The sequence below is a fragment of the Candidatus Pelagibacter sp. HIMB1587 genome (assembly GCF_052047775.1).
In the GTDB taxonomy this organism is placed as follows: Bacteria; Pseudomonadota; Alphaproteobacteria; order Pelagibacterales; family Pelagibacteraceae; genus Pelagibacter.
Genome location: NZ_JBNAJJ010000002.1, coordinates 454,997 through 468,209, shown reverse-complemented (window position 1 = coordinate 468,209; position 13,213 = coordinate 454,997). Strand labels below are relative to the sequence as shown.

The following is a 13,213-nucleotide window of genomic DNA, read 5'->3' as shown; positions in this document are numbered from 1 at the left end:
ATGTTAAAAAAAATTCCAAATATTCTGACAATAGGAAGAATAATAATTGTACCCTTCTTTGTTTTAGCATTTTATCTTCCAGGTTTTTATGGTGATTTAACTGCTTTAATTTTATTTATAATTGCTTCATTTACAGATTTTTTAGATGGCATGTTAGCCAGAATGTTAGGCCAAGAATCTAAATTAGGAGAACTATTAGATCCAATTGCAGATAAAATTATAGTCGCTACAGCTCTAATTTTACTGGTGATGGATGGAACAATCAGAAATTATGAGGTTATTGCAGCTATAATAATTTTAACTAGAGAAATTTTAATTTCTGGATTACGGGAATTTTTAGCAAAAGGTCAGATTAAACTTCCAGTTTCAAATCTTGCTAAACTCAAAACAGTGTTACAGATGGTTGCTATTGGTCTTCTGCTTTCAGGAGATACTGGAAACAAAATAATTAACTTTGAAAATTATAATGCTCAAACTATTGGGATTATTCTTTTATGGTTATCAGCTGCGCTTACTTTATTTACAGGTTATGATTATTTACGAAAGGGTATTGATCACGCAATATCAGAAGATAACAAAGATTAAGCTGCTTTTTTCTTTCTCACCAGCGCTTGATAGCTTTCATTAAGATCGATGATGGTATCACAAACTTTGAATTGATTTTCTGCAATACAAGATACAGGTGTAACTTCAGCAGCAGTTCCTGTTAAAAAGCATCCTACAAAGTTAGGAAGTTCTGTTGGACTAATTTTTCTTTCATGTACTTTTATATTTTTTGATTTTGCAATTCCAATTACAGTTCTTCTTGTAATTCCATCTAAGAATGAATCTGGAATTGGTGTGTGAATTTCTCCATTTTTATCTTTAAAAAATACATTAGCGCCTGTTGCTTCAGCAATATTTCCTTCGTGATCCAACATTAAAGAATCTGTGTAACCTTGTTTTTCAGCTTCATGTTTTGATAATGTACAAATCATATACAAACCTGATGCTTTAGTATCCCAAGGTATAGTATTAGGAGCTGGTCTTCTCCAGTTTGAAATATTTAATTTAATGCCTTCAACTTTTAGTTTTGGATCAAAGTAAGATCCCCACTCCCAAGTTGCAATCGCAACATGAATTTTTGTTTGTTGTGCTGATATAGCCATCATTTCAGTGCCTCTCCAAGCTACTGGTCTTACGTATCCGTTTTCTACATTCTGAGTTGCAATTATTTTATTTGAAGCAGTATTTATTTGCTCTTCAGTATAAGGAATTTCGAAACCCATTCTTCTAGCAGAATGAAAAAATCTTGAGGTATGTTCCTCTAATTTAAAAATAGAGCCATCATAAACTCTTTCACCTTCAAATACACAACTCGCATAATGCAAACCATGACTTAACACATGTAGTTTTACATCTCCCCAATCAACAAGTTCATCGTTGTACCAAATTTTTCCAGATCTTTTATCGTACGGTATCATTAGTGAAAATATTTTAAAATATCAGTGAAAAATATCTTTGTATCTTTGATATGTCAATATAACTTACCCATTATGAAAGAACTTTTATATCTTAAAGACGATCAACTTAAGGGTTTAATTGAAAAATTATTTGTTAGTTACAGAGAAACATTTTCTGACTCTAAAAAAATTTTAGATAAATATTCAATTGGTGTGGCCCACCATAAGGTTATTCACCTAATTTCATCTTACGAAGGTATCTCTATCTCAGATCTTCTTAAAAAATTAAAAGTAACTAAGCAGAGCCTTAATAGAGTTTTAAAAGATTTAATAAAGTTAGACATCGTCATATTTAAGAAAAATGATCAGGATACAAGGGTTAAACATGTGTTTTTAAACGAAAAAGGAAAGAAAATATTTGAAGAAATTTTTAATTTACAAAAAAAAAGAATTTATTCAGCTCTTTTAAATTCAACTTCAGAAGAGGTTGTTAATTTTGACAATGTATTAAATAAAATAATTAATGGATAATTTTTTAGCACATATTTTAGTAGTTGATGACGACGATGGTATTAGATCATTGGTCAAAAAATTTTTAAACGAAAATAATTATTTAGTAACTACAGCTGACAGTGCTGAAGATGCCTCTGATAAAATAAAAATAATAAAGTTTGATTTAATTGTACTCGATATAATGATGCCCGGAAAGAATGGATTAGAATTTATAGAAGAAAATAAAAAAAATCTAGATACTCCGATAATACTTCTTACTGCTAAAGGAGAAGCTAAGGAAAGAATAGAAGGTCTTGAAGTTGGTGCAGATGATTATTTGCCTAAACCATTTGAACCTAAAGAATTAATTCTAAGAATAAAAAACATTTTAGATAAGACAAAAAAAACTGAACAAAAAAGAATTATTGAATTTGAAAATGTCAAAATCGACTTAAATAAACTTTTAATTATTAGAGATCAAAAAGAATTTAAAATTAATAATACTGAAAAGACAATTTTAGAAAAAATGATTAATAGTCCTGGAAAAACATTTTCAAGAGAAGATATAGGAAAATTGATTAATTTGGATAAAGAAAGATCCATTGATGTTATTATTACTAGATTGAGAAAAAAAATTGAAATAGATCAAAAAAGTCCTAAGTTTTTACAAACAATTAGAGGTGCAGGATATGTTCTCTGGATTGAATAATTTCTTAAAAAAAGTTTTACCAAAAAGATTATTTTATAGAGCACTCTTAATTGTTGCGGTCCCTGTAATTACTATCCAATTAATAATCACCATTGTTTTCTTTGATAGTTTGTGGATTAAAACTAATAAAGGTATGACCAGAACTCTGGTGAATGAGATTAGTGCTTTTATAGAAGCTTATCAAAATGAGGAAAATGATAAGCAAGAAGTGATAAACTTATTTTCATTGTTTCTAGATTTAAATATTGAATTGGTAGTTGATGAAAAATTAAGTGATAAAAATAAAGAAAGATGGTTTAGTCCAATTGATCGAACTTTAAGAAGAGAATTAAAGTCTAAATTTTCTCCTGAGATCTTCTGGTTTAATACTACAAACTATAAAGAACTAGTTGATTTAAGAATAAAATATGAAGATGGATATTTTAAATTTTTAGTTCCAAAAGATCGAGTCACTAGTACCTCTGCAAGAATATTTGCACTATGGATTACAGTTCCTGCAATTATAATGGTTATTATTTCACTAATATTTTTAAAGAACCAAACGAGGCCAATTACAAATTTAGCTCGCGCTGCTGAAAGATTTGGAAAAGGAGAAGACATAGAAGAATTTAAACCCTCGGGAGCACTCGAGATACGTCAAGCAGGTCATGAATTTGACAAAATGAGAAAGAGAATTGAAAGACATCTTAATCAGAGAACTGAAATGTTATCAGGTATTAGTCATGATTTAAGAACTCCTTTAACAAGAATGAAGCTACAATTAGCTTTTCTTAAAGATAAAGATGCAGTTGATAAGTTAACAGATGATATCAACGAAATGGAAAAAATGCTTAATGAATATCTGCAATTTACAAGTTCATCGTATGTTGAGAAGGACGAAATGTTTAACCTTTCAGAACAAATAGAAGAGATAATAAAAAAATATAATAATAAAAACATTTCTCATAATTTAGTTCCTAGAATTTACATTAATGGTAGAAAGAACCTTATCAATAGATCCTTAAATAACCTGATTGATAACGGATTAAAATATGCAAACAAAGTTGAAATAAGCCTAACCAAAAAAAATACAAACCTATTTATAATTATTGATGATGACGGTCCAGGGATACCTAAAAAAGAACATGAAAACGTATTTAAACCTTTTTATAAGATGGATAAAGGAAGAAACGACTCGAAATCAAGTGTTGGTCTAGGACTGTCAATTGCGTCTGATATTATCAAATCCCATGGTGGAAACATTGTGCTGGAAAAATCAAAATTTAATGGGCTAAGAGTTAAGATCTTTTTGCCGGTCTAGTTTTCTTCTTTTTTTTTGTTTCTAATTTTGAAATTTTATTTTCTAAATTTTCTACTCTCTTTGAAAGAATCTCAAATTCATCCTTGCTAGTAAGTTTCATTTTAAAAACAAATTCATCTCTCTTTGACTTAAATATATTTAAGATTTCAGATGATAAATCTTTTGAAGTTATTAATCCCTGCTCTAGTAGTTTTGCAAATTTATCAATTATAAATTTAGAATTTTTCATATTTGGGATATACAATATAGATATAATTTAAAATGTTCATCAATAATTTTGACCCAGTTGCAATAGAAATATTTTCTTTAGAAATTAGATGGTATTCGCTAGCTTATATTGCAGGTATTTTATTTGGATGGTTAATAGCAAAAAAACTATTCTTAAAGAACTCTGAAATAAATAAAAATTTTGATGATTATATAACCTACTTAATCATTGGAATTATTTTAGGTGGAAGAATTGGATATGTATTATTTTATAATTTTGAATTCTATATCAATAATCTATTAGATATTTTAAAAGTATGGGAAGGTGGCATGTCTTTTCATGGAGGAGTAATTGGTATTGTTATCGCAACTATATTGTTTGCAAAAAAAAATAATCAAGATGCGTTTTTATATTTAGACGTCGTCGCTCTAGTTGCACCTATTGGAATATTTTTTGGAAGAATTGCAAATTTTATAAATTCTGAACTTTATGGAACTATAACTAATTTACCTTGGGCAGTTACATTCATACAAATAGATAATCAACCAAGACATCCCTCACAAATTTATGAGGCATTATTAGAAGGTTTAATTCTATTTTTAATTTTACTTTATTTTAGAAATAGAGGAAATTTTGCTATAGCTGGATTGATTTCTGGATTATTTTTAATTTTCTATTCAATCTTTAGATTTATTGTTGAATTTTTTAGAGTTCCAGATGATCAATTGGGATACCTAATATTCAATTTAACTATGGGTCAGTTAATAAGTTTTATCTTTTTGATAATTGGATTAACTATTTTCTTTTTGAAAAAAAATGAACAAGTCGACTAATTTACCTCTAGATCAATTTATAAATCACGCTCTTTACGATAAAGAAAATGGTTATTATATGAAAAAAAATCCCTTTGGAAAGGAAGGTGATTTTATTACATCTCCCAACATCACAAGACTATTTTCAGAAATAATTGCGATTTGGGTAATAACTTTTTGGAAAAGCATTGGTTCACCTAAAAAATTTAACTTAATTGAACTTGGCGCTGGTAATGGAGAGATGATGAAAGTTGTATCTGAAACATTGAAGAATTTTCCAGATTGTTTTAACTCCTGTAATTTAATGATTCATGAAAAAAGCTCATATTTAATTGATGAACAAAAAAAAAATTTAAATTCTGAAAAAATAATCTGGGTAAATGAAGTTGAAATCGATAACACATTTCCATGCATTTATCTTGCAAACGAATTTTTTGATGCACTTCCAATAAAGCAATTTTTTAAAAAGGAGAATAATTGGTTTGAAAGATATGTTAATTTAAAAACTTACAAAAAGGCTGAGTTCAATGATAAAGAAGTGGATATTAAAACAATAGAGCAAAAACTTAAATTTGAAATATCTAAGGACCAAGATGTTATTGAATACTCTCCGGAAGCGTTTAAGTATCTAGAGAAAATTTGTAAAATTATTGAGAACAAAGATGGTGGACTTTTAATAATTGATTATGGATATTTAGATCTGAAAATAAAAAATACTATTCAAGCAATAAAAGATCATAAATTTTCAAACATATTAGAAGATATTGGCGAATCTGATATTACATACAATTTAAATTTTAATTTATATGCTAACTATATTAATCAATTTGAAAAACTAGATCATCTAATTACTAATCAAAAAAAATTCTTAACAAGTATGGGAATTTTGCAGAGAGCCGAGATTGTAAGTAATAATATAGCCTTCTCACAAAAAACAGATCTATTTTATAGAATTAGACGTTTAATTGATGAGAAACAAATGGGGGAGTTGTTTAAGGTAATGTTAATTAAAATTAAAAACAATAAATTTAAAACAGGTTTTCAAATTGATTAAATCTAAAAAGCTTTCAAAAAATAAAGCTATCAAACATGGTTTTTTTAATAGCATCGGTGGTGTATCAAAAAATATTTATAAAAGTTTAAATTGTGGTCCAGGTTCAAATGACAATAATGCAAGTGTAAAAAAAAATTTAAATATTGTCAGGAAAAAAATTTCTAAGAACTCAAAAAATATTTTTTTACTTAATCAAATTCATAGTAATAAATTCGTGTTTATTGACAAAAAGTATAAATCAAAAATAAAACCTAAGGCTGATGCAATTATTACTGACCAAGTAAATTTACCTATTGCGGTTTTGACTGCAGATTGTGTACCAATACTTATTTTTGACAATCAGAGAAAAATGATAGCTGCAATTCATTCAGGATGGAAAGGTGCCTTTAAGGGAATTATATCAAAAGTGATTAAATTTATGGTTAAGAGAGGGTCTAAAACAAAAAATATTACAGCAGTTATAGGTCCATCAATATCAGTTAAAAATTATGAAGTTCAAAAAGATTTTTATAAAAAATTTATAAGAAAAGACAAAACTAATCATAAATTTTTTAAATTGGGTAAAGAAAAGTTATATTTTAACTTATCTAGTTATGTTAAATCATTAATTCTTAAGTCTGGTGTGAAAAAAATAGAAAAAATTGACGTTGATACATTCAATGCTAAAAATAAATTTTTTAGTGCTAGAAGATCAAAAAGTTTAAATCATGCTGATTATGGTAGAAATATTTCAATAATTATGCTTAATTAGGTTTTTTTCATGAAATTATTATCAGGAAATAGCAATAAACCTCTTAGTAAGAATATTGCTAAATATTTAAAATCTAAATTAGTCAATTCAAGTATTAGAAATTTTTCTGATGGTGAAATTTATGTTGAGATTAATGAAAACATAAGAGGAAATAGTATTTTTATTATTCAATCTGTTTCTTCACCAGCTAACGATAACTTAATGGAACTTTTATTATGCATAGATGCTTTAAAAAGATCATCTGCCAAAAATATAACTGCTGTAATTCCATATTTTGGTTATGCAAGACAAGATAGAAAAGTTGTCCCAAGAACTTCAATTTCAGCAAAACTAGTATCTAACCTGATTACAAAAGCAGGAGCAGATCGTGTTGTAACAGTAGATTTGCACGCAGGACAAATTCAAGGATTTTTTGATATTCCAGTAGATAACTTGTTTGCTACTCCTATTTTTGCAAGACACGTTAAGAAAAAAATTAAAAGTAAAAATATGATTTGTGTTGCTCCAGATGTGGGTGGTACTGAGCGAGCAAGATCTCTTGGAAAACTTTTAAATGTTGGTCTAGCTATAGTAGATAAAAGAAGACCTAAGCCAGGACAATCTCAGGTTATGAATGTGATTGGGGATGTAAAAGGTAAGACATGTATAATTGTAGACGATATCATCGACTCGGGTGGAACAATTGTAAATGCAGCTAAAGCTCTAAAAGATAGAGGAGCAAAAGAAGTTTACGTTTATATTACTCACGGTGTACTTAGTGGTGAAGCGGTCAAAAAAATTAAAAATTCTGTTATCAAAAATTTAGTAATTACAGACACAATTGATAATAGTGACAAAATAAAAGGTGCAAAAAACATTGAAGTTTTATCTATTTCAGGGCTAATGGGTGAAGCAATTAAAAGAATATCAAATTCTACTTCTGTATCTGATTTATTTAAATAATTACCTTGTGTTATTAAGGATCTTGAGCTAAAAACCCTTGTTTTTATGAATACTTTAGAAGCTAACATCAGAGATACTAAAACAAAAGGCGAGCTTAACTCACTAAGAGATAATGGAGAAGTTCCGGCTATAATTTACGGCGGTGAAGCTCAAAACGAAAAAGTTTCTATATCTAAGAAACTGCTAAAGTCGATGTTAGAAGACTCAAATTTTTTATCTACAATTCTTACATTAAATGTAAACGGTAAACCACAAAATGTACTTCCAAGAGAAGTAAAATATCACATCTTGTCAGACGAACCTATACATGTTGATTTTTTAAGAGTTGTGCCTGGTCTAAAAATTAGAATTGAGGTTCCAGTTAAATTTATTAATCATGAAAAATCACCTGGATTAAAAAAAGGTGGAGTATTAAATATTGTAAGAAGAAAAGTTGAATTAAAATGTCCAAGTGAAAAAATACCTGACAATCTTTTAATTGATTTAGATGGTATTGATATTGGAGTAAGTTTTAAAATATCGTCAATTAATCTAGATCCTGAAGTTGTACCAACTATTCAAGGTAGGGATTTCGTTATTGCAACACTTGCGGCTCCAACTGTAATGAAAGAGCCAGAAAAACCAGCTGAAGCTGAAGCTGCAGAGGGTGAAGCGGGTGCCGAGGCTGCTGCACCAGCTGAAGGCGATAAACCAGCTGCTGAGGGCGAAGAGAAGCCTGCTGAAGAAAAAAAATAAATTATTTAGACTGAAGTTTGTTTTCCATTAAAAAATTTTTATGCTTTTATTTGTAGGACTAGGTAACCCAACGCCCGATAGTGAAAATAATAGACATAATGTAGGTTTTAAAATTATAGACTCAATAAATAAAAAATTTGGCCTATCAAAACAGAAACCAAAATTTAAGGGTTTGCTTACAACAGGAAATGTTGGAGACAAAAAAATATATGCAATTAAACCTTTAACTTTCATGAATAATTCAGGAATTTGTATAAGAGAATTAATAGAATATTTTAAAATTGATGCCGAGGATGTCATAGTTTTTCATGATGATTTGGATGTGGAATTTGGAAAAATAAAAGCTAAGTTTGGTGGATCTAGTGCAGGTCATAATGGTATAGCTTCAATAGATAAATTTATTGGTAAAGATTATTCTAGAGTGAGAATTGGTATTGGGAAACCAAAAGATAATATGGAAGTAAGTGATTTTGTACTTCAAAACTTTGATGAAGATGAAATGGTTGGATTAGAAAAAATTACAAATAATATTACTGAGTCAATTTCAATATTAATTGAAAAAAAATTAGATCTATTTTCAAGTACAGTTAATAATAAATAATGAGTTTTAAATGTGGAATTGTTGGTTTGCCAAATGTTGGTAAGTCTACGCTTTTTAATGCACTAACAAATTCTAGTAAAGCACAAGCAGCTAACTTTCCATTTTGTACAATTGATCCAAATGTTGGTGTAGTTCCCGTACCAGATGAAAGATTGTCTAAATTATCAAAAGTCTCTAACTCTAAAAAGGTAATTAATACCACAATTTCATTCGTTGATATTGCTGGTCTTGTAAAAGGAGCTTCAAAAGGAGAAGGATTAGGAAATAAATTTCTTTCTCATATCAGAGAAGTTGATGCTGTAATTCATATGATTAGATGTTTTGATTCAGATGATATCCAAAATGTTAATCCTGATGTAAACCCAGTGAGAGATTTGGAAATTATTGAAACTGAAATGATGCTTGCAGATCTTGAAAGTATTCAAAAAAGATTGGAAAAAAATAACAAAAAAAATGTAGATGAGGAACAACTTAAAATTTTAGAAATTGCTCTAGATTGCATAAATAATGATAAAGATATTTCAGTTCTAAAAACACAATTTGATACGAAGCAATTAAATCAAAGCGGTTTATTATCAATTAAGCCAAAAATATATGTTTGTAATGTCGATGAACAAAGCGTTCAAAATGGTAATAAATATACAAATGATTTCATAGAAAAATTTGGGAATGAAAATACACTAATTGTATCCGCTGATATTGAAAATCAAATTAATGAGCTATCTGCTGAAGAGAAAAAAAATTATATGGAAATGATAGGTTTAAAAGAAACTGGATTAAATATGTTAATTCAAAAAGGTTACAATATTCTAGAGCTAGATACTTATTTTACATCAGGTCCTGAAGAAACAAGAGCATGGACAATTAAAAAAAATTGTACAGCTCCTAAGGCAGCAGGTGAAATACATACTGATTTTGAAAAAGGGTTTATTCGAGCTGAAACTATTTCTTATGAAGATTTTATAGCAAATGATGGATGGGTAAATTCTAAAGCAAACGGGAAAATGAGATTAGAAGGAAAAGATTATATTGTTAAAGATGGAGATGTATTAAACTTCAGATTCAACACGTGACCAAATTTTCTTCATACTAAAGTAAACTAAAATAGTTAAAATAATCAAATATACTATAGCTTTAAATCCCATTTGGTGTCTTGCTTCTAAGTGAGGCTCCGCAGCCCACATTAAAAATGTTGTTACATCTTTTGACATCTGTTCAACTGATGCATTAGTACCATCCCCGTACTCTACAATTCCATCTGATAATGGTGCTGCCATTCTGATCTTATTACCATACATATATTTGTTGTAATAAACTCCATCATCCAAAGTTACTCCACTTGGTGGATCTTCATAGCCTTGAAGTAAAGAATAAATATAATCAACTCCACCACCTCTAGCTTTAACTAAAACAGACATATCTGGTGGATAAGCTCCTCCGTTAGCTGCTTGTGCGGCTTTTACATTTTCGTATGGCATTACAAATTTATCCGAAAGTTTTGCAGGTCTAGTAAACATTTCACCATCAGCATTTGGTCCATCTGTAACTTCAAAAGAAGCAGCGATTGCTTTTGCAGCTGCCTCTGAAAACTCTGGTCCACCCTCTTCTGATAAATTTCTATAGCTCAAATATTTCATTGAATGGCAAGAAGCACAAACTTCCGTATAAACTTGATATCCTCTTTGAAGAGCTGCTCTATCAAATTTTCCAAAAAGACCTTTAAAACTCCAATCTGTTTTAAGATAATCTACTTTTTCTGCAGCAAATGTTTGGACACTATTTAGAGAAAAAAATGAAAGTATTAAAATTAGTTTAAATAACTTTTTCACTTTATTTTATTTTACTTTCTCTGTGTTTTGCGGCTGCTAAGTTTGGTGATCCACCTAAAATAGGCTCTGTTATACTTAGTGGAACAGGTAATGTTCTCTCTTTAAATCCAAGCACAGGGAGAATAACCAAGAAATGTAAGAAATAATAGGCAGTGGCTACTCTTGCAATTAATAAATAAAGACCTTCTGCAGGCATTGCTCCCATGTAACCAAGAATTAAAACGTCTGCTACTAAAATCCAGTAAAACTGTTTATACAAAGGTCTAAATACTGCTGATCTAATTTTTGAAGTATCTAACCAAGGTAAAGCTGCAAGTATTAAAATAGCAGATAGCATTGCAATTACTCCAAGTAGTTTATCCGGTACCGATCTTAGTATTGCGTAAAAAGGTAACAAATACCATTCTGGAACTATATGAGCTGGAGTTACCATAGGATTTGCCTCTATGTAATTATCTGCGTGACCCAAAATATTAGGCGTATAAAAAACAAAAAATGCAAAAACAATCATAAACATTAATAATGCAAAACCATCTTTAATAACAATGTATGGATGGAATGGGACAGTATCCTTAGATGGTTTTTTGATATCAATACCAACTGGATTATTATTTCCAGGTACATGCAGAGCCCATATATGTAAAATTACAAGTCCTGCTATTAAGAATGGGATTAAATAATGTAGAGTAAAAAATCTTGTTAAAGTTGGATTATCAACTGAGTATCCACCCCATAACCATGTTACAATTCCCTCACCTACTAACGGGATTGCACTAAATAAATTTGTAATAACAGTTGCTCCCCAGAAACTCATTTGTCCCCAAGGTAAGACATAGCCCATGAATGCAGCTGCCATCATTAACAAGTAAATTACTATACCAATAATCCAAATTATTTCTCTTGGTGCTTTGTAAGAACCATAAAATAATGATCTAAAGATATGAATATACACAGCAAGAAAAAACATCGATGCACCATTTGCATGTATGTATCTAATTAACCATCCGTAGTTAACATCTCTCATTATATGCTCAACACTTTCGAATGCCATGTCAGCATGAGCAATGTAATGCATTGCCAAAGTTAATCCTGTTATAATTTGTGTGATTAAGCAAAAAGTTAAAATTCCTCCAAATGTCCACCAGTAATTTAAATTTTTTGGAGTAGGATAATCTGTTAAATGATTTGCAAGAGTTAGTAACGGTAATCTATCATTAAACCATTGACCAACTTTTGATTTAGGTTGATAATCGTGATCACTCATAACAACTGTACTATCCTATTTTAATTGTGTTTGCGTTTACGAATTCATATTTTGGAACTTCCATATTCCAAGGAGCTGGTCCTTTTCTAATTCTTCCAGACGTATCATAGTGAGAACCGTGACAAGGACAAAACCATCCATTATAATCACCTTTGTCATTCAAAGGCACACATCCTAAATGAGTACAAACTCCAAGCATGACTAACCATTCAGGATTTTTTGCTCTATCCTCATCTTTTTCTGGATGAATTAATTCTTCCATTTTAACAGATCTTGCTTCGTCGATCTCTTCTTGTGTTCTTCTTCTGATGAAAACTGGTTTTCCTCTCCATAGAACTGTAATTGTGTTTCCAGGTTTGACTGAACTTACATCTACCTCGGTACTTGCTAATGCTTTAACTGAAGCATCTGGGTTCATTTGATCTACCATGGGCCACACTACTGCTGCAGCTCCAACTGCACCTACAGCTGTGGTCGCTGTAAATAAAAAATCTCTTCTTTTTTTTGGCTTTTTATCTGACATTTTAAATAGTTTTTTGTTAAAAAATTAATTTAATATACGATTTCTTATAAGATAACAGTAATTTTTCTACTGAAAGAATGACACATTACGGATGAAACCTAGACCTAAAATTTCACTATACGAGCCAGATATTCCACAGAATACAGCTGCAATTATACGAACGTGTGCCTGTTTAGGGGCGGAATTAGAAATTATTGAGCCTTGTGGATTTTTATTATCTGACAAAAGGTTTAAAAGAGTTGTCATGGACTACATGGACTATAGTAAAATTAAATTCTACCAAAGTGCAGAACATTTTTTTGAAGAAAAAAAGAATCAAAGAATTGTTTTAATGACAACAAAGGGTTCTATAAATTATACTAAATTTAATTTTAAAGCTGATGATACAATATTATTTGGAAGAGAGAGCGCTGGTGTTCCAGAGAAGGTTCATAAGCTGATTGGTGATCGTCTAAAAATTCCAATGAATGAAAATGCGAGATCTCTAAATATAGCATCCTCAGTTGCAATAGTTTTGGCTGAAAGTTTAAGGCAAAATAATTTAATGTAAT

General features: G+C 29.7%; 17 protein-coding genes. 12 read left to right on the top strand and 5 right to left on the bottom strand.

All coding sequences use genetic code 11. The annotated features are described in order from the left end of the window. Positions 1-585, top strand: coding sequence for a CDP-diacylglycerol--glycerol-3-phosphate 3-phosphatidyltransferase (gene pgsA, locus ACTTBE_RS06995; protein WP_440613807.1), 585 nt, complete (start codon positions 1-3; stop codon positions 583-585). Here pgsA and ACTTBE_RS06990 read toward each other — a convergent pair. Beyond that, positions 582-1,463, bottom strand: coding sequence for a branched-chain amino acid aminotransferase (locus ACTTBE_RS06990; protein ID WP_075506379.1), 882 nt, complete (start codon positions 1,461-1,463; stop codon positions 582-584). The two genes, pgsA and ACTTBE_RS06990, sit on opposite strands and share 4 nt — an antisense overlap. A 72-nt stretch (positions 1,464-1,535) precedes the next feature. Here ACTTBE_RS06990 and ACTTBE_RS06985 point away from each other — a divergent pair, with 72 nt between their 5' ends. Genes ACTTBE_RS06985 through ACTTBE_RS06975 form a run of 3 tightly spaced genes read left to right on the top strand, consistent with a single transcriptional unit; the run spans position 1,536 to position 3,943 of the window. Continuing rightward, a complete protein-coding gene (locus tag ACTTBE_RS06985) occupies positions 1,536-1,973 on the top strand; it encodes a MarR family winged helix-turn-helix transcriptional regulator (RefSeq protein ID WP_428080895.1) in 438 nt (145 codons plus the stop codon). Continuing rightward, entirely contained in the window at positions 1,966-2,643 is a 678-nt protein-coding gene (locus ACTTBE_RS06980; RefSeq protein WP_440633760.1) for a response regulator, read from the top strand. Before ACTTBE_RS06985 ends, ACTTBE_RS06980 begins: the two co-directional genes overlap by 8 nt. After that, a complete protein-coding gene (locus tag ACTTBE_RS06975; protein WP_440677712.1) occupies positions 2,624-3,943 on the top strand; it encodes an ATP-binding protein in 1,320 nt (439 codons plus the stop codon). Before ACTTBE_RS06980 ends, ACTTBE_RS06975 begins: the two co-directional genes overlap by 20 nt. On the opposite strand, the gene ACTTBE_RS06970 is transcribed toward ACTTBE_RS06975, so the two are convergent. Beyond that, a complete protein-coding gene (locus ACTTBE_RS06970; protein WP_075506383.1) occupies positions 3,921-4,172 on the bottom strand; it encodes a hypothetical protein in 252 nt (83 codons plus the stop codon). The two genes, ACTTBE_RS06975 and ACTTBE_RS06970, sit on opposite strands and share 23 nt — an antisense overlap. 32 nt (positions 4,173-4,204) lie before the next feature. On the opposite strand from ACTTBE_RS06970, the gene lgt reads away from it, so the two are divergent. Genes lgt through ychF form a run of 7 tightly spaced genes read left to right on the top strand, consistent with a single transcriptional unit; the run spans position 4,205 to position 10,119 of the window. Beyond that, on the top strand, positions 4,205-4,984 hold the full coding sequence (gene lgt / locus ACTTBE_RS06965; protein WP_440677711.1) for a prolipoprotein diacylglyceryl transferase: 780 nt from the start codon (positions 4,205-4,207) through the stop codon (positions 4,982-4,984). Further along, a complete protein-coding gene (locus ACTTBE_RS06960; RefSeq protein WP_440677710.1) occupies positions 4,968-6,017 on the top strand; it encodes an SAM-dependent methyltransferase in 1,050 nt (349 codons plus the stop codon). The genes lgt and ACTTBE_RS06960 overlap by 17 nt, the downstream gene beginning before the upstream one ends. Next, the gene (gene pgeF / locus ACTTBE_RS06955) at positions 6,010-6,768 is read left to right on the top strand and encodes a peptidoglycan editing factor PgeF (RefSeq protein WP_440677709.1); all 759 of its coding nucleotides are present in this window, start codon (positions 6,010-6,012) and stop codon (positions 6,766-6,768) included. The genes ACTTBE_RS06960 and pgeF overlap by 8 nt, the downstream gene beginning before the upstream one ends. 9 nt (positions 6,769-6,777) lie before the next feature. Further along, positions 6,778-7,710 (top strand): ribose-phosphate pyrophosphokinase, encoded by a 933-nt coding sequence (locus tag ACTTBE_RS06950; RefSeq protein WP_440618924.1) that lies wholly within the window; start codon positions 6,778-6,780, stop codon positions 7,708-7,710. Between the two features lie 45 nt (positions 7,711-7,755). Then, entirely contained in the window at positions 7,756-8,445 is a 690-nt protein-coding gene (locus tag ACTTBE_RS06945) for a 50S ribosomal protein L25/general stress protein Ctc (protein ID WP_440650963.1), read from the top strand. 40 nt (positions 8,446-8,485) lie between these two features. Next, positions 8,486-9,046 carry an aminoacyl-tRNA hydrolase gene (gene pth, locus ACTTBE_RS06940; protein ID WP_440618927.1) on the top strand — a complete coding sequence of 187 codons (561 nt, stop codon included), beginning with the start codon at positions 8,486-8,488 and terminating at the stop codon, positions 9,044-9,046. Beyond that, complete coding sequence (gene ychF, locus ACTTBE_RS06935; RefSeq protein WP_440677708.1) at positions 9,046-10,119, top strand: redox-regulated ATPase YchF; 1,074 nt, start codon at positions 9,046-9,048, stop codon at positions 10,117-10,119. Before pth ends, ychF begins: the two co-directional genes overlap by 1 nt. On the opposite strand, the gene ACTTBE_RS06930 is transcribed toward ychF, so the two are convergent. Genes ACTTBE_RS06930 through petA form a run of 3 tightly spaced genes read right to left on the bottom strand, consistent with a single transcriptional unit; the run spans position 10,096 to position 12,662 of the window. After that, on the bottom strand, positions 10,096-10,854 hold the full coding sequence (locus ACTTBE_RS06930) for a cytochrome c1 (protein WP_440647128.1): 759 nt from the start codon (positions 10,852-10,854) through the stop codon (positions 10,096-10,098). The two genes, ychF and ACTTBE_RS06930, sit on opposite strands and share 24 nt — an antisense overlap. Before the next feature lie 22 nt (positions 10,855-10,876). After that, complete coding sequence (locus ACTTBE_RS06925) at positions 10,877-12,139, bottom strand: cytochrome b (RefSeq protein ID WP_440613798.1); 1,263 nt, start codon at positions 12,137-12,139, stop codon at positions 10,877-10,879. Positions 12,140-12,149: 10 nt separating this feature from the next. After that, entirely contained in the window at positions 12,150-12,662 is a 513-nt protein-coding gene (gene petA / locus ACTTBE_RS06920; protein WP_075506393.1) for a ubiquinol-cytochrome c reductase iron-sulfur subunit, read from the bottom strand. Positions 12,663-12,753: 91 nt separating this feature from the next. On the opposite strand from petA, the gene ACTTBE_RS06915 reads away from it, so the two are divergent. Next, on the top strand, positions 12,754-13,212 hold the full coding sequence (locus ACTTBE_RS06915; RefSeq protein ID WP_075506394.1) for a tRNA (cytidine(34)-2'-O)-methyltransferase: 459 nt from the start codon (positions 12,754-12,756) through the stop codon (positions 13,210-13,212). Position 13,213: the final 1 nt, after the last annotated feature.